Source organism: Microbacterium sp. RU33B, from assembly GCF_900155915.1.
Classification (GTDB): domain Bacteria; phylum Actinomycetota; class Actinomycetes; order Actinomycetales; family Microbacteriaceae; genus Microbacterium.
The window spans coordinates 357546-377701 of sequence record NZ_FTPO01000003.1 but is presented as its reverse complement, the minus strand read 5'-3'; the positions used below and the strand labels follow the sequence as shown (position 1 = coordinate 377701).

Sequence of the window (20156 nt, the reverse complement as noted above, 5' to 3'; positions counted from 1 at the left end):
CTACAGCTCGGCGTGCAGCTCCCACACGCGGTTCGCGGCATCGCGCCAGTCGAAGGCCCGTCCGCGATCGCCCGACAGCACGCCGAGCCGCTCAGCGGCGGCCGAGGAGCCCAGCGCCTGCGCCAGAGCGGCGCCCGCGGCATCCGGCCCCGACACGAGCAGACCGCCGTCGACGATGATCTCGCGATGCACGGCGGTGTCCTCGGCGATGACCGGGACGCCGAGGGCGAGCGCCTCCACGATCCTCCAGGGAAACGCGGTGCCCTGCCCGGCGGTGACATACGCCACCGACGCGCCGAGCACGGCGGCGCGATCGGGGTCGTCGAGCGCACCTCTCACGTGCACGACGCCTTCGCGGATGCCGGCGGCCGAGGCGAGGTCCGCGATCGCGGGCTCCTCCCCCTCCCGCGCGCCGATCACGACGATCGGGAGGTCGACGCCGGACGCCGCGACGGCCGCGAACGCCTGACCGAGACCGTCGGAGGGGTCGGCCGACCCGGCGAGCAAGACGAAGCCCTCGGGAAGCCCGAGATCGCGGCGGCGTCCGATCTCGTCGCGCGGCACGATGAAGCCGAGCGGCGCTGCGCCGGCGACCACGCGCACGCGATCGCCGAGCTTCGGCGCGATCTCCCGCAGACGGGCGGCGTGGGCGTGAGTGGGCACCACCACGGCGTCTGCGTGCTTGACGGCGCGCTTGAGCATCGACTTCTGCCACGCCGCGGCTCCGCGACCCACCTCGTCCGGCGCCTCCCAGGCGCGCAGGTGCCAGATCGTCACGACGGTCTGGTCGCCGGAGTGCACGCGATCGTGGCGCACGAGCGGAGCGAACAGCGACGGCGAGTGGATCAGGCCGCCGCCGATGCCCGACGGCGCACCGAGCTGCAACGCCGTCGCGAGCTCGCGCCGCGGAAGGCGCGAGGTGTACACGTCGGACAGGCCGGGGACGGCGTCCCGCACGCCGTCGCCGTCGCCGGCCGGGGCGATCGCCTCGACCTCGCAGCCGCGTGGGGTGGTCGCCACGAGGGCCCGCGCCAGCTCGCGCGAAGCGATGCGCAGATCGGGCTCGGGTGACGTGTCGAGGACGACGCGGAGTGTGGCGACCACCGGTCACCCCTCCGGTGACGGTGTCGGCGTCGGGGGGTGGAGCGACGCGTCGACCAGCGACCGGATGTAGGAGAAGTCCGGGTCGAACTCGTCGATGCCGCCGGCGGGGGTCAGCTCGATCGTCGAGACGGCCTGCTCCTTGGCCTTGATCGCGAGCTCGGCGAAGTACGGGAGCATCGACTGCGGCAGGTCCGTCTCGACGATGGCCGAGCCGGCAGCGGCGATGTCGTTGAACCGCGTGAGCACCGTGGTGGGGGTGAACTGCGCGAGGATCGCCTCCTGCAGCTGGCGCTGCCGCAGCATCCGATCCCAGTCGTTCGTGGTGTACCGGGAGCGGGCGTACCACTGCGCGGTGTCGCCGTCCATGTGCTGGGCACCGGGCTCGATCCAGCCGATCGCCCATTCCTCGGCCGACTGACCCGCGTACGCGGGGCCGCCGCCCTTGGGCAGACGCTCGGCGACGGTGATGTCGACGCCACCGAGCGCGTCGACGAGGGCGGCGAAGCCGTGCATGTCGATGAAGACGTAGTACGGGATCTCGATGCCGAGGATGCCTTCGGCGGCATCCTTCGTCGCCTCGACCGCGGGGCGCGAACCGACCGACGCGGTGTCGGGGTAGAGCGCGTCGCCGTCGCCGCAGATCTCGACCGCGTTGACGAGCTGGTTGATGCCCGAGCCCCAGCCGCACGTCGACGAGTCGTGCCCCTGCAGACCGTCGGGGTAGAGCGCGTGCATCGGGCTCGTCTCCGGGAACGGCGCGTGCGGGAGGTCGCGCGGGATGCCGGTGATCGTGACGGCGCCGGAGTCGGCGTTGATCGAGACCACGGAGATGCTGTCGAAGCGCATCGAGTCGCGGCCCTCGCCCGAGTCCGCACCGAGCAGGAGGACGTTGTAGTACCCGTTCGACGGCGGCACGGTGGGCCCGCTCTGACCGAACACGAGTCCGATCGCGTCGCGCGTGGAGCCGGCGAGCTGCGACGCGTACACGGCTCCCCCGCCCGACACCACGAAGAGGACGACCGCGAGGATCGAGATTCCGAAGCGCGACGCGGACTTCACGCGGACGAGCCGCACGAGCCGCAGCGTGTCGATCGTGAGGACGACCCAGAGCAGCGCGAACGCGAGCAGGACGACCTGGACGAACAGCAGGAAGAACCAGTTCGTCGCGACGGTGACGAGGGCCTGACGCCAGAGCAGCCCCACGGCGACCGTCACGATCACCGCCACCCACAGCGCCAGCGTCGCTCCCAGTCCGATCCGGCCGAGGCGGCGGTTGCCGGCGAGAGCCTGCGCCGATCCCGGGATGAGGAAGTTCAGGACGACGAGCCACCAGCCGCGACGCGTCATCATCGACGGCGAGCCGTCGGGGTGGCGCAGCGGCCGCTCCTCGACGACGGAGCGCGGACGCGGGGCCGTCGCCTGCGGGCGCGGCGGGCTCATGACGCTCACAGTCCGTCCTTGAGCCGCTGGTTCTTCTCCTCGACGACCGCCTCGAGATCGCGCGCGTACTGCTCGACGCGGTCGGCGAGCTCGTCGTCGGACGTGCCGAGGATGCGTGCCGCAAGGAGCCCGGCGTTCTTCGCGCCGCCGATCGAGACGGTGGCGACGGGGATGCCCGCGGGCATCTGCACGATGCTGAGCAGCGAGTCCATGCCGTCGAGGTAGGCGAGCGGCACCGGCACCCCGATGACGGGGAGCGCGGTGACCGATGCGAGCATGCCCGGGAGGTGAGCGGCTCCGCCGGCTCCCGCGATGATGACCCGGATGCCACGACGACGCGCCTCGCGTCCGTACCGGACGAGCTTGTCCACCGTGCGGTGAGCCGAGACCACCTCGACCTCGTGGGCGATCCCGAAGTCGGTGAGCGCCTGCGACGCGTCGCTCATGACGCGCCAATCGGAGTCGGAGCCCATGACGACGCCGACGAGGGGCGCGTGGGACGAGTGCAGCGGCACGTCGTTCACAGGGACATTCACTCGACCAGGCTAGGGCGCACACCTGCGAGAACCCCGCAACGGCGCGCGTCGCCGCCGACGAGGGGCGGGCATCCTGTGCCGCCAGCACGGAAGAGGGAAGTTCGGCGCCCCGCCCGGCGTTGTCGCGGGCATGACCTCGACTTCTCCGCTCGACCACGATCCCCTCGATGTCAACGCGCTCCTCGCCGAGCGCTACGGGTCGGGCGCGCCCCGGTTGACCGAGCCCGCCCTGCTCGCTTCGGACACGCTGGCCCGGCTCCTCTCCCACCGCTCGGTCCGGCAGTTCCGCGAGCAGCCGATCTCGGAGGAGACCGTCACCGCGATCGTGGCCGCCGCGCAGTCGGCGTCGAGCTCGTCGAACAACCAGGCCTGGAGCGTCGTGGAGGTGCGCAGCGCCGAGGCTCGCCGGCGCCTCGTGAACGAGGCCGGCGGCAGCGCGCTGATCGCCGACGCTCCCGTCATCCTGCTGTTCGTCGCCGACTGGGCGCGCGCGGCCGCGATCGCGGCGGGAGAGGGGGAGGCGGCCGTCGCCGTCGACTACCTCGAAACCACTCTCGTCGGCTTCGTCGACGCCGCGATCGCGGCGCAGAACGCCGTCGTGGCGGCCGAGTCGCTGGGTCTGGGCACGTGCTACCTCGGCTCGCTCCGCAACCACCCCGCGATCACCGCGGAGATCGCCGGGCTCCCGCCGCGTGCCGTCGTGACGTTCGGCGTCGCGCTGGGCTGGCCGGATCCGCACGAGCGCGCCGGGATCAAGCCGCGGCTCGGCATCGACGTCGTGCACTCGCGGGAGACCTATGTCCCCGTCCAGCCCGCCGCCGTCGCCGCCTACGAGCAGACCCTGCGCGCGTACAACGAGACGCACGGCCGCGCCTCGGGGTGGGTGCGGGCCATCGTGGCGCGCGTGCGCGACGTGGCGGGTCTGCACGGGCGGGAGCCCATGCGCGACTGGCTCGCGCAGCGCGGGCTTCCGTCGCGCTGACGCCTGCGCGCCTCACTTCTGCGGAGATCCACGCTTCGTCGGACAGTCGCGACGTGGACCGTCCGCGCGAGAGCGGATCTCCAGCGCGGAACGTCAGTCCAGGAAGTGGGATGCGGCGGCGCGCGCCTCGTAGGCGACGTCGTCGAGGTCGTCGCCCGACACCGTGACGTGGCCGACCTTGCGACCGGGACGCGGTGCCTTGCCGTACGTGTGCACCTTCGCGGCCGGATGGGCCTCCATCGCCGCGGCGAAGCGGTCATCGAGCGCGTCGCTCTCGGGCCCGCCGAGGATGTTCACCATGACCGACCAGGGAGCGCGCGGCGACGGGTCGCCGAGCGGCAGGTCGAGCACGGCCCGCAGGTGCTGTTCGAACTGCGAGGTGACGGCGCCGTCCTGGGTCCAGTGACCGCTGTTGTGCGGACGCATGGCGAGCTCGTTGACGAGGAGTCGCTCGTCGGTCGTCTCGAACAGCTCCACTGCCAGCATCCCCGTGACACCCAGTCCTTCCGCGATGGCGACCCCGATCTGCGCCGCCACGTCACTGCAGCGGATGCTGGCGTGCGGGGCGGGGGCGAGTACCTCGGCGCACACTCCCCCGCGCTGCACGGTCTCGACGACGGGGTAGGCGCGCACGTCGCCGGAGGGGCGACGGGCGACCTGCTGCGCGAGTTCGCGGGAGAAATCGACCAGTTCCTCGACGAGCAGCCGGCCGCCGTGCGTGTCTTCGGCGAGCGCGGCGAACCAGTCGTCCGCCTCCGTGGCGGCGCCGATCACGCGGACGCCCTTGCCGTCGTATCCGCCGCGCGGAGTCTTGACGACCGCTCGTCCGCCGTGCGCGTCGAGGAAGACCTGCAGCTCATCGGTGTTCGAGACGGCGGCCCAGTCCGGCTGAGGCATCCCCAGCTCGGCGAGTCTCGTGCGCATCACGATCTTGTCCTGCGCGTGACGGAGCGCGTCGGGCCCCGGATGGACCGCCACCCCGCCGCCGACGAGGGCGGCGAGCACGTCCTGAGGCACATGCTCGTGATCGAACGTCACGACGTCGACGTCCTGCGCGAAGGCGAGGACGGTGTCGACGTCGCGGTAGTCGCCCTCCGCGGTGGCGGCGAGGGATGCCGACATTCCCGCCTCCTCGGCGAGCACCCGGATCTCGATCCCGAGCTCGACGGCCGGGGCGATCATCATGCGGGCCAGCTGCCCTCCGCCGACAACTCCGACACGCAGCGCCATGAGGTTCCTCTCGTCGCCTCCATCATTCCAGGTCGGCTCGGTGCGCGCGGCCGGTCCGAGGCGGCACGGTCAGCGCGCCGAGGCGGCTCCATCGGGAAGCGGCGGCGGCGTGAGCGCCTGCGCGTCGCGGTGGGCGAGGATCTGGCTCACCTCGACCTGATCCACGAGCGCCTCGTGGACGAGGCCGACGCTGGGGATGTTGACCAGCCGGAGGGGCTCGTCGACGGCGTTCGACAGGACGAGGGTGCCGGCGCCCCACATCCGCTGCAGAGGACCGCGCCGCACCTGGATCGTGTAGCCGCGGACGTGCGTGAGTTCGCGCCGGTGGGTGGAGAGCATCCCGTACCGCTCGATGACGCGTCGCGTGGTGATCGTGTAGGTGCGCGACCACCAGGCCAGGAACGGCAGGAGAGCGAGGAAGAACACGGCCACGGCGGCCGCGGCGACGAGCATCCAATTCTCGAACGGAGCGGGAAGGTTTCCGTAGAAGTAGCCCACCGCCCCCGCCGAGGCGACCAGGATGAGCGCGGGCCACACGAGGCGACGCGCGTGACCGCGGAACTTCGCGACGCGCAACTCCGGCGTCGGCGCGCCGGGTGCCGGGGTGAGGGGACGCCCTCCCACGGTCGGCGGCTGGCTCATGCTCCCATTGTGCGGGGCGCCGTCGACACGGCGCGCCATTGCCCCGGGGTGTCCTCCGACGCGTCAGCGCACGTGGACGACATCGCCCGCCGACACGGCCGTCTCGGCGGGCCCGGCCTGCACGACCAGGCGGCCGTCGGGGTCGATGCGCAGCGCGCGCCCCTCGAGCGCGGCACCGTCGGGCAGCGAGACCACGACGTCGCTTCCGACCGTCGCGCACAGCGACTCGATCTCGCCGCGCACACCCGCGGCGGCGGCATCGCCGTGGGTCTCGGCGAGCGCGACGAGCTGCTCGTCGAGGGCCGTGAGGTAGTCCGCGAGCAGCCGATCCTCGTCGGCTTCCAGGCCCAGCGCATGGAACGAGGTGGCCGTCTCGACAGGGAGGTCCGGGCGCGGCATGCGGGTGTTGACGCCCGCGCCCACCACCACGGCATCCGGATGCCCCGGCACGACCTCCGCGAGGATGCCGCACACCTTGAGGCCGTCCAGCAGCACGTCGTTCGGCCACTTCAGGGCGGCCGTGTGACCGGTTCCGCGCACCTGCGCCGCGACGGCGCGGGTCATGGCCGCGCCCGCGATGAGCGGGATCCAGCCCCGAGCGAAGTCCGGCAGACGCTCCACGCGCACGAGCACGGACACGGCGAGCGCAGTGCCCGGAGGAGCCGTCCACGAACGGTGGAGGCGTCCGCGCCCGGCGCGCTGGTCGGTGGTCAGCAGGAGCGACAGGTGCGGCCACTCCGCCGGGGCGGAGGAGGCGGCGGCCACGAGATCGGCGTTGGTGGAACCGGTGTGCTCGGTCACCTGCACACGGGGGCTCACGGCGGCGGCGAGCGGGTATCCGGCTTCGGGAATGGGCATGACGCCACGGTACCTGCGGCCCCCGGGCGACGACGAGGGGTTGACGCGGGACCCGCGGACTCGCACAGCAGATCCGCCCGGCCGTTGTCGATCACCTCCCACCGGGGAGAAAACCCCGGCGCTAGGGTGGAATCCGTGACGGATGAGCCCGACCTCTCGACGACCGCCGGCAAGATCGCGGATCTTCGCAATCGCTACAACGAAGCCGTTGTGGCACCCGAGAAGATCGCGCAGGACAAGCAGCATGCGAAGGGCAAGCTGACGGCGCGCGAGCGCATCGACCTGCTCGTCGACCCCGGCAGCTTCGTCGAGCTCGACGAGTACGTGCGCCATCGCACGACCGCGTTCGGCATGGACCGCACGCGTCCGTACGGCGACTCGGTCGTGTCGGGTGTCGGCACGATCCACGGTCGCACCGTCGCGGTGTACGCGCAGGACTTCACGACCTTCGGCGGATCGCTCGGCGAGGTCGCGGGCGAGAAGATCATCAAGGTGATGGAGCTCGCGATGCGCAGCGGCATCCCGTGCATCGGCATCCTGGACTCCGGCGGAGCCCGCATCCAGGAGGGCGTGGTCGCCCTCGGCAAGTACGGCGAGATCTTCCGCCTGAACACGCGCGCGTCCGGCGTCATCCCGCAGGTCTCGATCATCATGGGTCCGGCGGCGGGCGGTGCGGTCTACTCCCCCGCCCTCACCGACTTCGTGATCATGGTCGACAAGACCAGCCAGATGTTCGTCACGGGCCCCGACGTCATCAAGACCGTCACCGGCGAAGACGTCGGCATGGAGGAGCTCGGCGGCGCCTATACACACAACACCCGCTCCGGCGTCGCGCACTACCTCGCCGAGGACGAGGACGACGCGATCGACTACGTGCGCACGCTCCTCGGCTTCCTGCCCGACAACAACATGGCCGAGCTCCCCGTGTACGAGACCGGGTTCGAGTGGGAGACGACGGATGCCGATCGCACCCTCAACTCGGTGATCCCGGATTCCGCGAACCAGCCCTACGACATCCACGGCGTCATCCGCACGATCGTCGACGGCGGCGAGTTCCTCGAGGTGCAGCCGCTGTTCGCTCCGAACATCGTCATCGGCTTCGGTCGGGTCGAGGGACGCAGCATCGGCATCATCGCCAACCAGCCGTCGCAGATGGCCGGCACCCTGAACATCGAGGCGGGCGAGAAGGCCAGCCGATTCGTCCGATTCTGCGACGCGTTCTCGGTGCCGATCGTGACGCTCGTCGACGTGCCCGGCTATCTCCCCGGCACCGACCAGGAATGGACGGGTGTCATCCGCCGCGGAGCGAAGCTCCTCTATGCGTACGCGGAGGCCACCGTTCCGCTCGTGACCGTGATCCTGCGCAAGGCCTACGGCGGCGCGTACATCGTCATGGGGTCCAAGCAGCTCGGCGCCGACATCAACCTCGCGTGGCCGACCGCGGAGATCGCCGTCATGGGCGGCCAGGGTGCGGTGAACATCCTGTACCGCGGGGAGATCAAGAAGGCGGAAGAGGCCGGCGAGGATGTCGCCGCCGTGCGCACGCGCCTCGCGAACGAGTACACCTACAACGTGGCGTCGCCGTTCCTGGCCGCCGAGCGCGGGGAGCTCGACGGCATCATCGAACCGGCCCAGACCCGTGTCGCGATCGCGAAGGCGCTGCGCGCGCTGCGCGGCAAGCGGGCCAGTCTGCCGCCGAAGAAGCACGGTAACATCCCGCTATGACGGGTCAGGGGGATCCGGTGGACGACACCGGCGTGACGGTCGACGTGCTGCGCGGAAGCGCCAGCGAGGAAGAGCTCGCCGCGCTCGTCGCCGTCGTCACCGAGTCCTACGAGCGCGAAGCCGCCGCGGAGATCGCCGACGACACTCCGGCGCGCTCCGCGTGGGCGGTTTCGGCCCGCTCGCTGCGTCCCCCGCTGCGTCGAGATGTGCCCTGGGGACGCTTCGCCGGCTGACCTCTTCAGGGCCTCGACAGCGCCCGCAGGAGAGGTCTTGACAGACTCGGGAGAAACTGTCCCCCGAAATACCTACAGACGGGATGCCCGCCCGGCTCGGATACTTAACGTGCTGGAACGCTCTCGCGTTCGGCTGTCCTGGCCCGCCGCACTGTGTCGGTCCTGGGTTCGGCCATACGGACGGTTTTCGGGTAACCGTCCGTCAGGTGAGGGGCGGGCGGCTTCGCCGCCCCTCACCTTCTCCGATCTACGCTCCCCGCACCAGGCATCCCTCCCCCGCCTGGGCGGGGAGCGCTTCACGTTCGGCGTGCGATCTCGCGCCACAGGTCGACGGCATCCTCGTCCGACAGCCCGGCGTGCTCGCCCGAGCGACCCACCACGGTGACGGCCACCGCGTCGTGCGCGGACGTGCGGATGAAGATGCGGTCCGACACCGCGGTGCGCAGGGTCTCGGCGAGCTGAGCGCGGATCTTGGCGAGCGCCGCGTCGTCCAGTCCGTCGAGTCCGCCTTCGTCGAGCACCGTGACGGTCGCACCACGGCGGCGCGCCGTGGTGAGTTCGGCGCGCACGGCGTCATCGAGCAGACGGGGTCCGCGCAGCTCGTCGCGGAGGGTCCCCTCGGCGATCAGCGCCTGCATCTTCTCCTCGTCGTCGAGGCGGCCGCCCGTGGCGATCACGCGGGCCAGCACGGGGCCGGCGACGGCGAGCGCACGCTGCACCTGCACGCGGCGCTCGCGCTGGCGACCGCTCTGCGAGGCCTGCCAGGCGGATGCCGCGCGCTGCAGCTGCGCGAGCTTGCTCGTATCGCGCGCGGCGCGATCCATCGACCACTGCAGCAGCTGTGCGACGCCGACCCACACGAACGAGCCGACGAGGCCCAGACCGAGGGCCGGGAGCGGCCCGAGCCAGAACATCGAGGCGGCGGCGAGCGCGGCCATGCCGATCCACGCGATCCACGGGCGACGGCGAACCATGACGATCGTCATGAGAGCGCCGATGCCGCCGAGATACCACGTGGCGTACAGGGCGCTGCGCGCATCAGGGCCGACGGCGATGGAGATGGCGCTCGGGACGATGATCGCGCAGGCGAGGGCGAGGAGGGCTGCCCAGATGGGCATGGCGGGGCTGTGCCGGGGCACGGTGATCGCGTCGGTCGCGGTGGTCGCCGCTTCCCCCGCGCGGGCGGGGCGCAGCTCCCAGAACAGGCAGAGCCAGGTCGTGGCGAGGTAGAGGCCGAGAGCCGCGAGGATCACGAAAGGCTGCTCGACCGGGGTCGGTCCGGTCCACCACAGACCGCGGGCGGCGAGGTAGCCGGTGAACGCGAAGCCGAGGCCGACGAGGATGGTGCGGACGCTGATCATGACTCGCCCTCCCGCCACTCCAGGCGCACCGTCGTGCCGACGCGGCCCGAATCGATGCGGGAGGTGCCTCCGACGGCCGCGACGCGCGCGATGATCGACCCTCGGATGCCGAGGCGGTCATCCGCGACCTCGTCGACCGCGAATCCTCCACCCGTGTCGCGCACGTCGATGCGCACCCCCACGGGATTGGCCACGCCGCGGATCGACACGGTGAGGCCGCTCGCCTCCGCATGCTCGATCGCGTTCGCGATCGCCTGCGTGGCGGCGAGGACGAGCGCCCGGGCCACGCGGCCGGGGATCGCGGCGGGGCAGGGTTCGATCGTGCGCTCCGCGACGATCGAGAAGCCGAGGTCGCCCGCCGCGCGTTCGATCGCGTCCGCGATGGCGCTGGCATCGGTGGGTTCGTCGGTGCCCTCGCCGGAGTCCTGCTCGGTGTTGGCCAGACGGGTGAGCGCCTCTCTCGCCATCGCGATCGCGAGCGTGCGCTGGCGCGGGGAGTCGGCGCGCTCGGCCGCGATGAGTGCGGCGAGGACGCTGTCGTGCATCAGGGCGGCGACGGCGACGCGCTCCTTCTCCGCGGCATCCGCCGACGCAGCCGCGGCATACGACTCCACGGCGTACGCCCGGGTGATGTCGACGTTGTTCGCGACCGAGCGGAAGACCCAGCCGAGACTGAGGAGCACACCGCCGAGGATGAGCGCGAACGACACGTCCAGCGCCACCGCGATCCACAGGTCCTCCGGGCCGAAGCCGCCCATGGAGAGCCGGACGACGCCGTAGACGACCGGGATGAGCACGGTCCAGAAGATCTGCAGCGGCAGAGGGAACGCGAGCACCGTCGCGAGGGTCGCGATGTTGACGAGGAACCAGATCCACGGCGCGTGCGTGGGCGACGGCGTGGCACCCGCCGTGGCGATGGGCCAGAGCGCGAGGCAGGCCAGGTAGACCATCGCGAACAGGCCCGCGGCGATCTTCGCGCCGCGGCCGACGAGGCACGCGACGATCATGAGGGTCAGAGATCCGAAGATCGCGATGAGCAGCGGGAGGTGCCAGCCGGGATTCTCGTCCGTCGAGCCGAGTGCGCTCAGGAAGGCCTGAAGGCCGAGCGCGAGGGACCCGAATCCGATCGCGATCGCGATGATCCGCTCGACGCGGGTCCGCGTGAACGAGCCCGTGCCCGCGGTCGTCTCGTGCGTCTGGGGAATCAGACCCCACGCTTCGTCGAGGATGCTCTGCCGGGCCTCCGTCACCGTGCTCAGTTCTCCTCCCGCTGATCCGGGGCCGGCTGCGAGAGGATGCCGTCCTCCATCGCGCGCCGGAGGAGATCGACCTTCGTGGGGGCGGGGCGCCCCACCTCCACGTACTTCACCCGGACGCGCGTGATGTTCTCCTTCGCGGTGGAGTACGCCACGCCGAGCCGGTCGGCGACCACTTTGAGCGGCAGACCGGCCGCGTACAGCCGCAGGACGTCGCGCTCGCGCGCCGAGAGCTGCGCATCGGCGAACGCGCGATCGCTCTCCACAGCGCTGGCCCACTCCACGTTGTTGAGAGGCTCGCCCCGGGCGACCGTGCCGATCGCGGCCATGACGTCGTCGATGCGGGACGACTTGCTGACGACCCCGGCGGCGCCGGCGGCGAGCGCTTCGCGCACGGCGGCGGGGCGGTCGGCGACGGAGTGGATGATCACGCTCGACCCGTCGGCGACGAGGGCGCTGACGTTCTCGGTGACGGTGGTGCCGTCGCCGAGCGTCAGATCCAGCACGACCACATCGGCCGGCGCAGCCTTGCTGAAGATGCGCCAATCGAGGTACGACGTCACGGTGCTGCCCGAGAACACGACCTCCTTGGCCTCGGCGCGCGCGCACGCCGCTTCGAGCCCGAGCCGCACGGACTCGTGATCGTCGATGAGGGTGATGCGCGTCATGTTCCTCAGGCTAGCGCGGTGCTCTCCGGCGGGTCAGCGTCGCCACGGCTTCGACGTGATGCGAATTCGGGAAGATGTCCACCGCATTGATCGCCGTCGTGTCGTACCCGACCCCGCGGAACACGGCGAGGTCGCGGGCCAGCGCGACCGGATCGCAGGCGACGTAGACGACGGTGGCCGGGGCGAGCTCGGCGATGCCCTCGACGACCTGGCGTCCGGCACCCGAGCGGGGCGGGTCGAGCAGCACGACGCCGCGAGCCAGCCGATCGCGCTCCGCTGTCGACGACTCCGCGCCGAGCCTGGCCACGAATCGGTCGACGCGATCGGTCTCGGCCCGCGCGCCGATCCACTCCGCCAGGTTCTCTCCGGCGTGCTCGGTGGCGCGCGGGTCGGATTCGACGCTCGTGATCCGGGTCGACGGCCCTCCGAGGTCGCCCAGGGTCGCGGCGAACAGACCGACGCCGCCGTACAGGTCGAGGTGCCACCCGTCGGGGTCGATGGCGGCACCCTGGTCACCCAGGCGACGCAGGGCCGTGTCGACCGTCCGGGTCAGCGTGTGCGCCGCAAGACGGTGCACTTGCCAGAAGCCGCCGGCGTCCACGCGGAACTCGCGCCCCCCGACCCGCTCGACGACGACCTCGCGCGTCGGGTCGTTCTTCGCCGGGGCGGGTGCCGGCGGGCGGCGCCGTCCCCTCTTCCGCGGCTCGCGTCGCTCCTCCGGCCGCGGGAGGACGCGCACGCGGCCGTCGGCCGGCTGCACGAGATCGACGCGGCCGGCCTGCGCGAGCGCGAGCCGGAGGGCCGCGCCCTCGACCCCCGCGGTGGCGAGGGGCAGGTCGTCGACGGGGATGACGCGGTGGCTGCGGGCGGCGAAGGGCCCGATGCGTCCGTCCGCGTCGACGTGGAGACTCACGCGCGTCCGCCACCCGGTGCCGTCCGCCGACTCGGGCTCCTGATCGTCGGGTGCGGCAGCGGAGGCCACGACGACGGACGGATCGTCGAAACCGCCGATGCGCTCGAGCGCGTCGGCGAGCACGCGCTGCTTCAGCTCGCGCTGGTGCGCGAGGTCGATGTGTCCGAAGTCGGCGCCGCCCGGTCGATCCTCGGGCGCGACGTCGATGTCCGCCTGGCGCCACACGTGCGCCTGGCGGTGCGGCGACGCATCGAGCACCTGCAGGGTGTCACCGCGCCAGAACGACGCCTTGCCGACGTCGGTGAGGCGCACGCGCACCCGCTCGCCCGGGATCGCATCGGGAACGAACACGACGCGCCCCTCGTGCCGGCCGACGAACACGCCGCCGTGCGCGACGTCGGTCACGTCGAGTTCGATGAGGTCTCCGGCATCCACCCCTCGACTCTTCCACACGCGACGACTCGCCACATCGCTAGCGTGGGAGCATGCGCGTCTGCCTCGCCTCCACCTCCCCCGCCCGGCTCATGCTCCTGCAGCAGGCGGGGATCGAGCCGGAGACGGCGTCGCCGGATGTCGACGAGGAAGCCGTGATCGCGGCGGTGGAGGCATCCGAGGGGCGCGTTCTCGCCCCCGCCGAGCACGTGCTGCTCCTCGCGCGCCGGAAGGCCGCGGAAGTGGCCGCGCGGCTCGACTCGCTCGGCTTCGACGGCGTCGTGATCGGGGGCGACTCGATGTTCGAGCTCGACGGCGAGGTGCTCGGCAAGCCCTACACGCACGAGGCGGCGACGACGCGCTGGCACGCGATGCGAGGCCGCACCGGCGTGCTGCACTCCGGTCACAGCGTGTATCGCCTGCAGCCGGGCGCGTCACCTCGCGAAGCGCACGCCGTGGCCGAGGCATCCGTGTCGTTCGCCTCGGATGTGACGGATGCCGAGATCGACGCGTACGTCGCCTCCGGCGAACCCCTCCATGTCGCCGGCGCCTTCACGATCGACAGCCTCGGCGGGCCGTTCATCCAGCGCGTGGAGGGCGACCCGTCGACGGTCGTCGGGATGTCGCTGTCGACACTGCGGCGCCTCGTGCGCGAGCTCGACGTCGAGTGGACGGACCTGTGGAACCGGCCAGACACCCCGTGACGGACGTCCTGCGTTGTAGCAGGACGCCCACGTATTGACCTGCTTCTTGTGCGAAGCGGTCAAAGGAGAGCCGAGTGTGCTCGCTAGGCTGGCATCCATGCCTCAGATCGCCAAGGTGCTCATCGCGAACCGCGGCGAGATCGCCGTCCGTGTCATCCGCGCCGCGCGCGACTCCGGGAAGGCGTCGGTCGCCGTCTACGCCGACCAGGATCGCGACGCGATGCACGCCAAGCTCGCCGACGAGGCGTACGCCCTCGGGGGTGAGACGAGCGCCGACACGTACCTCTCCATCGAGAAGATCCTCTCCGTGGCGCGACGCTCGGGCGCCGACGCCGTGCACCCCGGCTACGGCTTCCTCGCCGAGAACGCCGACTTCGCCCGCGCCGTCATCGACGCGGGCCTGATCTGGATCGGCCCCTCCCCCGAAGCCATCGAGGCACTCGGCGACAAGGTCACGGCACGCCACGTCGCCGAGAAGGTGGGCGCACCCCTGGCCCCCGGCACCCCGGGTCCCGTCGACGGAGCCGATGAGGTCGTCGCCTTCGCCGAGGAATTCGGCCTGCCGATCGCCATCAAGGCCGCATACGGCGGCGGCGGACGCGGACTCAAGGTCGCGCGCACGATCGAGGAGATCCCCGAGCTGTTCGACTCGGCCACGCGCGAGGCCATCTCGGCGTTCGGCCGCGGCGAGTGCTTCGTGGAGAAGTACCTCGACAAGCCGCGCCACGTCGAGACGCAGTGCCTCGCGGATGCCGCCGGCAACGTCGTCGTCGTCTCGACTCGCGACTGCTCGCTGCAGCGGCGCCACCAGAAGCTCGTGGAGGAGGCGCCTGCGCCCTTCCTGTCGGACGCGCAGAACGAGATCCTCTACACCGCGTCGAAGGCGATCCTGCGGGAGGTCGGCTACGTCGGCGCGGGCACGTGCGAGTTCCTCATCGGCGCCGACGGCACGATCTCGTTCCTCGAGGTGAACACCCGGCTCCAGGTCGAGCACCCCGTCTCCGAAGAGGTCACCGGCCTCGACCTCGTACGCGAGCAGTTCCGTCTCGCCGAGGGCGGCACGCTGGACTACCCCGACCCGGTGGCCGAGGGCCACTCGATCGAGTTCCGCATCAACGGCGAAGACCCCGGACGGGGCTTCCTCCCGCAGCCGGGCAACATCCACCAGTTCAAGACGTTCGGCGGCCCCGGCATCCGTCTCGATTCCGGTGTCACGGCGGGCGACAGCGTCAGCGGGGCCTTCGATTCGCTCCTCGGCAAGATCATCGTGACCGGACGCACCCGCGAGGAGGCGCTCGCCCGCTCCCGTCGCGCCCTCGACGAGTTCGAGGTGTCGGGCATGCCGACGGTGCTCCCCTTCCACCGCAAGGTCGTGCGCGACCCCGCCTTCACGGCGGAGGACGGCGAGTTCGGCGTGTTCACGCGCTGGATCGAGACCGAGTTCGTCAACGACATCCCGCCGTGGGACGGCGAGCTCGAGAGCCCGACCGAATCCCCCTCGCGCCACACCGTGGTCGTCGAGGTGTCGGGCAAGCGCCTCGAGGTGAGTCTTCCCGACCGCATCGTCGCGTCGCCCACCAAGATCGGGCGGCCCGTGGCCGTGCCGCCGTCGCGCCGCTCGCACGCGCCGACCGTCATGGCGGGAGCATCCGGCGACGCCGTGAAGGCTCCGATGCAGGCGACGATCGTCAAGGTCGCCGTGACCGAAGGTCAGCCGGTCGTCAAGGGAGACCTCGTCGTCGTGCTGGAGGCGATGAAGATGGAGCAGCCCATCCAGGCGCACAAGGACGGCGTGATCGGCGCGATCGACGCGCCTCCCGGCACCACCGTGTCGGCCGGGCACCAGCTCCTCACGATCCTCACGCCGTAACGGCCGACGCGACCGGAACCTCTGGACCCGTCCGTCTCGCTTCTCCGGAGATCCGCACTCGTTCGGATACCCGAGCCCGACGTGATCCGCGGAACGACGGATGTCCGCAGTTCTGAAGCGCGGAGCACGCCCGCGCGGGCGGATCAGGCCCCGTAGATGGTGTGGTCGACCACGTGCATCGCCCGCGCGGCATCCGTGATGCTGCCCGAGAGCGACGGGTACACGGCGAACACGCGCGAGAGCTGGTCGACCGTGAGCCGGCGCTCGACGGCGATCGCGATCGGGTAGATGAGCTCGGAGGCGCGGGGGCCGACGATCACGCCGCCCACGACGCTGCCGGAGCCCTGCCGCGCGATGAGCTTCACGAAGCCGTCCTTGATGCCCATCATCTTGGCCCGCGGGTTCGCCGCCAGCGGCAGCTTGTGCACGACGGCGTCGATCGTGCCCTCGGCGATGTCCTTCTCCTGCCAGCCGATCGTCGCGATCTCGGGAGCCGTGAAGATGTTCGAGGTGATGCGACGGCGCTCGAGGGGGATGACGACGTCGCCGAGCGCGTGGAAGACGGCCGTGCGGCCCTGCATCGACGCGACCGACGCGAGCGGCACGAACGTCGTGCAGTCGCCCGCGGCGTAGACGTTGGGCACCGAGGTGCGCGCGACGCGGTTGACCTGGATGTGACCGGACTCGGTCATCTGGACGCCCGCCTCCTCGAGGCCGATGCCCTGCGTGTTGGGGATCGATCCGACCGCCATCAGGCAGTGGCTGCCCTCGACCGTGCGTCCGTCCGAGAGCGTGACGAGGACTCCGTCGCCGATGCGCTCGACCCGGTCCGCGCGGGACTTCGAGAGCACCGTCATGCCGCCGCGGGTGAACACCCGCTCGAGCACAGCCGCGGCATCCGCGTCTTCGCCCGGGAGCACCTGATCGCGGCTGGAGATGAGCGTGACCTGCGAGCCCAGGTTCATGTAGGCGCCGGCGAACTCGGCGCCGGTGACGCCGGAACCCACGACGATGAGGTGCTCGGGGAGCGCCTTCATGTCGTACAGCTGGGTCCACGTGAGGATGCGCTCGCCGTCGGGCCGGGCGCTGGGCAGCTCGCGCGGAGACGCGCCGACCGACACGACGAGCGTGTCGGCCTCGATGCGGTCGAAGTCGGTGCCGCCAGGGCCCGTCGACACGACCACCGCGTTGTCGGTCTCGAGGCGTCCGTGGCCGGAGATGATGCGCACGCCGGCATCGACGAGCGAGGCGCGCATCTCGTCGGACTGCTGGCGCGCGAGCGAGAGCAGACGCCGGTTCACCGCGGCGAGGTTGATCGCGATCTCGGGCTTCAAGGGCCTGCCGGCCTCGGTCTTGGCGAACAGCTGCACGCCGAGCTCGCCCGCCTGCGAGATCGCCACGGCCGCGTCTGCTGTCGCGATGAGCGACTTCGACGGGACGACGTCGGTGATGACGGCCGACCCGCCCACGCCCGCCCGTTCGACGAGCGTCACCTCTGCTCCGAGCTGCGCGGCGGCGAGTGCCGCCTCATAGCCGCCGGGGCCGCCGCCGATGATCGCGACGCTCTGGGTGCGCTCGAAGCTCAAGGACATGTCGTCCATTCTCCCAGGCGCGACCGCGCCCCACGACCAGGGTGCGCGCGGCGGCTGGCCTCCCCCGCGCCGCATCCCTACAGTGGGGGCATGTCAGATGCCATCGACAACCCGCTCGACGACCCCACGGCCGACCCGTTCGAGATCGCCGCGGAGGCCGCCGCCGACATCGCACGACTGACCGGGGTGGAGCGCCACGACATCGCCCTCACCCTCGGCAGCGGCTGGGGCCGCGCCGCGGAGCTCATCGGAGAGACGACCGCGACGATCCCGGCCACCGAGGTCACGGGTTTCAGCAGACCGGCCCTGGAGGGCCACGTCGGGTCGCTGCGCAGCATCCGGACCCCGAAGGGGCGCAACGTCCTGATCATCGGCGCGCGCACGCACTACTACGAGGGCCACGGGGTGCGCCGGGTCGTGCACAGCGTGCGCACCGCCGCCGCGACCGGTGCGCGCACGATGGTGCTCACGAACGGCGCCGGCGGCATCAAGCCCGCATGGAGCCCCGGGCAGCCCGTGCTCATCAGCGATCACCTCAATCTGACCGGTGCGTCGCCGCTCGAGGGCGCGACGTTCATCGACCTGACCGACCTGTACTCGCAGCGTCTGCGCGACCTCGCCCGGTCGATCGATCCGAGTCTCGATGAGGGGGTGTACTGCCAGTTCCGTGGTCCGCAGTACGAGACGCCGGCCGAAGTGCGCATGGCCCGAACGATCGGCGGACACATCGTGGGCATGTCGACGGCCCTCGAGGCGATCGCCGCCCGGCAGGCGGGCATGGAGATCCTCGGCATGTCGCTCATCACGAACATGGCCGCCGGCATCCAGACGACGCCGCTCAGCCACCAGGAGGTCATCGAGGCCGGACAGGCAGCCGAGCCCGTAATCGCCTCGCTCCTCGCCCGCGTGGTCGGCGCGCTGTGAGCGACGCGATCGCGCGCGCCGAAGCCTGGCTCGCGCAGGATCCGGACGGCGAGACGCGGGCGGAGCTGCGCGACCTGCTCGCCCGGGCCGACGCCGGCGACGCCGACGCGCGCGCCTCGCTCGAGGACCGCTTCGCCACGCGACTCGCGTTCGGCACCGCAGGGCTCCGCGGCGAGCTGGGAGCCGGGTCGAATCGCATGAACCGCGTCCTGGTCGCCCAGGCCGCCGCAGGTCTGGCCGCGTACGTGCTCGAGACGGCGGACGAGGGGACCGAGGCATCCGCCCCGCTCGTCGTGATCGGATACGACGGACGCCGCAACTCCGACGTGTTCGCGCGCGACTCCGCCGAGCTGTTCGCCGGCGCGGGCCTTCGCGCCGTGCTCCTGCCCCGCCTGCTGCCCACTCCCGTGCTCGCTTTCGCCGTGCGCCACCTCGGCGCCGCCGCCGGCGTCATGGTGACGGCATCCCACAACCCGCCGAACGACAACGGCTACAAGGTGTACCTCGGCGGCGCGAACGACGGCGCGCAGATCGTCTCTCCTGCCGACGCCGAGATCGCCGCGCACATCCAGCGCGTCGCGGACGCCGGCGACGTCGCCGCGCTCCCCCGCTCGCTCGGCTACGAGATCGCGCCGGAGTCCGTGGTCGACGCCTACATCGCGGCGACCGCGGCCGTGGGCCCCGCGCCCGCGGGGGCCGAGGGTCTCACGTGGGCCTACACGGCGATGCACGGGGTCGGGTGGGAGACCTTCTCCCGCATCCTGGACGTCGCGGGCTACCCGTCTCCTGTCCTCGTGGAGCGGCAGATCTCGCCCGACGGGGCGTTCCCGACGGTCGCGTTCCCCAATCCCGAGGAGCCCGGCGCGATGGACCTCGCGTTCGAGGCCGCGCGCGAGGCCGGCGCCGAGCTCGTCATCGCGAACGATCCGGATGCCGATCGACTGGCCGTCGCGATCCCCGACGACACGGCCGACGGCGGCTGGCGCCGCCTGACGGGCAACGAGATCGGCCTGCTGCTGGGCTGGCGTGCCGCCCGACGGGTTCAGGATGCCGCGCCCGGTGCGTCGCTCGCGTGCTCGCTCGTGTCGTCGCCCGGCCTGCAGACGGTCGCCGAGCACCACGGCCTCGACTTCCACTCCACGCTGACGGGCTTCAAGTGGATCTCGCGGGCTCCCGGACTGATCTTCGGGTTCGAGGAGGCGCTCGGATACCTCGTCAACCCGGAGACGGTGCGCGACAAGGACGGCATCTCCGCCGCCATCGCGATGCTCGAGATGGCGTCCGAGGCGCGGGGTCGCGGTGCCACGGTCGCCGATCTGCTCGCAGAGTTCGGAGAGACGTTCGGGCACTTCGCGAGCGACCAGATCTCGGTGCGCGTGGACGACGTGTCGATCATCGCGAAGATCATGTCGGCCCTGCGGGGGCAGCATCCGGAGCGCATCGGCGAGACCGCCGTGACCGGAGTCGACGATCTGCTCGAGGGGGTGGACGGATTCCCACCGGGAGACGTGCTGCGCTTCTGGCTCGAGAACGGCTCGCGCGTCATCGTGCGCCCGAGCGGCACCGAGCCGAAGCTCAAGCTCTACCTCGACGTGCGCGGAGCCTCGGCGGGCGACGCGCAGGAGCGCATCGCCGCGCTCTCGGCGGGCGCGCGGGAGATGCTCGACGCGGTCGGCTGAGCCCGGC

At 71.6% G+C, this 20156-nt stretch carries 18 protein-coding genes; 7 read left to right on the top strand and 11 right to left on the bottom strand.

What is annotated here, in order from left to right:
- From B0B14_RS15120 to purE, 3 genes are read right to left on the bottom strand one after another with little or no spacing between them, the layout of a single operon-like run.
- Complete coding sequence (locus B0B14_RS15120) at window positions 1-1104, bottom strand: glycosyltransferase (RefSeq protein ID WP_076683344.1); 1104 nt, start codon at window positions 1102-1104, stop codon at window positions 1-3.
- Window positions 1105-1107: 3 nt separating this feature from the next.
- Window positions 1108-2553: an LCP family protein gene (locus tag B0B14_RS15115; RefSeq protein WP_076683342.1), complete on the bottom strand. Its 1446-nt coding sequence runs from the start codon at window positions 2551-2553 to the stop codon at window positions 1108-1110.
- A complete protein-coding gene (gene purE, locus B0B14_RS15110) occupies window positions 2550-3017 on the bottom strand; it encodes a 5-(carboxyamino)imidazole ribonucleotide mutase (protein WP_076683666.1) in 468 nt (155 codons plus the stop codon). Before purE ends, B0B14_RS15115 begins: the two co-directional genes overlap by 4 nt.
- Window positions 3018-3210: 193 nt before the next feature.
- Between purE and B0B14_RS15105 the strand changes: the two genes are divergently transcribed.
- On the top strand, window positions 3211-4062 hold the full coding sequence (locus B0B14_RS15105; protein ID WP_083710646.1) for a nitroreductase family protein: 852 nt from the start codon (window positions 3211-3213) through the stop codon (window positions 4060-4062).
- Window positions 4063-4155: 93 nt separating this feature from the next.
- Here the strand turns inward: B0B14_RS15105 and B0B14_RS15100 are convergent, their stop codons facing one another.
- The 3 genes from B0B14_RS15100 to B0B14_RS15090 all read right to left on the bottom strand — a co-directional run bounded on the left by B0B14_RS15100 (window position 4156) and on the right by B0B14_RS15090 (window position 6792).
- Entirely contained in the window at window positions 4156-5292 is a 1137-nt protein-coding gene (locus tag B0B14_RS15100) for a 5-(carboxyamino)imidazole ribonucleotide synthase (RefSeq protein WP_076683340.1), read from the bottom strand.
- A 69-nt stretch (window positions 5293-5361) separates the two neighbouring features.
- Window positions 5362-5934 (bottom strand): PH domain-containing protein, encoded by a 573-nt coding sequence (locus tag B0B14_RS15095; RefSeq protein WP_076683661.1) that lies wholly within the window; start codon window positions 5932-5934, stop codon window positions 5362-5364.
- Window positions 5935-5997: 63 nt separating this feature from the next.
- Complete coding sequence (locus B0B14_RS15090) at window positions 5998-6792, bottom strand: biotin--[acetyl-CoA-carboxylase] ligase (RefSeq protein ID WP_076683338.1); 795 nt, start codon at window positions 6790-6792, stop codon at window positions 5998-6000.
- A 135-nt stretch (window positions 6793-6927) separates the two neighbouring features.
- Here B0B14_RS15090 and B0B14_RS15085 point away from each other — a divergent pair, with 135 nt between their 5' ends.
- On the top strand, window positions 6928-8517 hold the full coding sequence (locus tag B0B14_RS15085; RefSeq protein ID WP_076683659.1) for an acyl-CoA carboxylase subunit beta: 1590 nt from the start codon (window positions 6928-6930) through the stop codon (window positions 8515-8517).
- The gene (locus B0B14_RS15080; RefSeq protein WP_076683336.1) at window positions 8514-8750 is read left to right on the top strand and encodes an acyl-CoA carboxylase subunit epsilon; all 237 of its coding nucleotides are present in this window, start codon (window positions 8514-8516) and stop codon (window positions 8748-8750) included. The genes B0B14_RS15085 and B0B14_RS15080 overlap by 4 nt, the downstream gene beginning before the upstream one ends.
- A gap of 296 nt (window positions 8751-9046) precedes the next feature.
- Here the strand turns inward: B0B14_RS15080 and B0B14_RS15075 are convergent, their stop codons facing one another.
- Genes B0B14_RS15075 through B0B14_RS15060 form a run of 4 tightly spaced genes read right to left on the bottom strand, consistent with a single transcriptional unit; the run spans window position 9047 to window position 13383 of the window.
- A complete protein-coding gene (locus B0B14_RS15075; protein WP_076683334.1) occupies window positions 9047-10111 on the bottom strand; it encodes a hypothetical protein in 1065 nt (354 codons plus the stop codon).
- On the bottom strand, window positions 10108-11361 hold the full coding sequence (locus B0B14_RS15070; protein ID WP_256714409.1) for a sensor histidine kinase: 1254 nt from the start codon (window positions 11359-11361) through the stop codon (window positions 10108-10110). The genes B0B14_RS15075 and B0B14_RS15070 overlap by 4 nt, the downstream gene beginning before the upstream one ends.
- Before the next feature lie 5 nt (window positions 11362-11366).
- Window positions 11367-12035, bottom strand: a complete 669-nt coding sequence (locus B0B14_RS15065; RefSeq protein ID WP_076683332.1) for a response regulator transcription factor — start codon at window positions 12033-12035, stop codon at window positions 11367-11369.
- Between the two features lie 10 nt (window positions 12036-12045).
- Entirely contained in the window at window positions 12046-13383 is a 1338-nt protein-coding gene (locus tag B0B14_RS15060; RefSeq protein WP_076683330.1) for a class I SAM-dependent RNA methyltransferase, read from the bottom strand.
- 50 nt (window positions 13384-13433) lie between these two features.
- Between B0B14_RS15060 and B0B14_RS15055 the strand changes: the two genes are divergently transcribed.
- Together B0B14_RS15055 and B0B14_RS15050 are read left to right on the top strand one after the other, a co-directional pair.
- A complete protein-coding gene (locus B0B14_RS15055) occupies window positions 13434-14084 on the top strand; it encodes a Maf family protein (protein WP_076683328.1) in 651 nt (216 codons plus the stop codon).
- A 97-nt stretch (window positions 14085-14181) separates the two neighbouring features.
- The gene (locus B0B14_RS15050; protein WP_076683326.1) at window positions 14182-15954 is read left to right on the top strand and encodes an acetyl/propionyl/methylcrotonyl-CoA carboxylase subunit alpha; all 1773 of its coding nucleotides are present in this window, start codon (window positions 14182-14184) and stop codon (window positions 15952-15954) included.
- Window positions 15955-16097: 143 nt separating this feature from the next.
- On the opposite strand, the gene B0B14_RS15045 is transcribed toward B0B14_RS15050, so the two are convergent.
- A complete protein-coding gene (locus B0B14_RS15045) occupies window positions 16098-17555 on the bottom strand; it encodes an NAD(P)H-quinone dehydrogenase (RefSeq protein ID WP_076683324.1) in 1458 nt (485 codons plus the stop codon).
- Window positions 17556-17636: 81 nt separating this feature from the next.
- Between B0B14_RS15045 and B0B14_RS15040 the strand changes: the two genes are divergently transcribed.
- Together B0B14_RS15040 and B0B14_RS15035 are read left to right on the top strand one after the other, a co-directional pair.
- Complete coding sequence (locus tag B0B14_RS15040; protein WP_076683322.1) at window positions 17637-18470, top strand: purine-nucleoside phosphorylase; 834 nt, start codon at window positions 17637-17639, stop codon at window positions 18468-18470.
- Window positions 18467-20149, top strand: coding sequence for a phospho-sugar mutase (locus tag B0B14_RS15035; protein ID WP_076683320.1), 1683 nt, complete (start codon window positions 18467-18469; stop codon window positions 20147-20149). Before B0B14_RS15040 ends, B0B14_RS15035 begins: the two co-directional genes overlap by 4 nt.
- Window positions 20150-20156 lie beyond the last annotated feature (7 nt).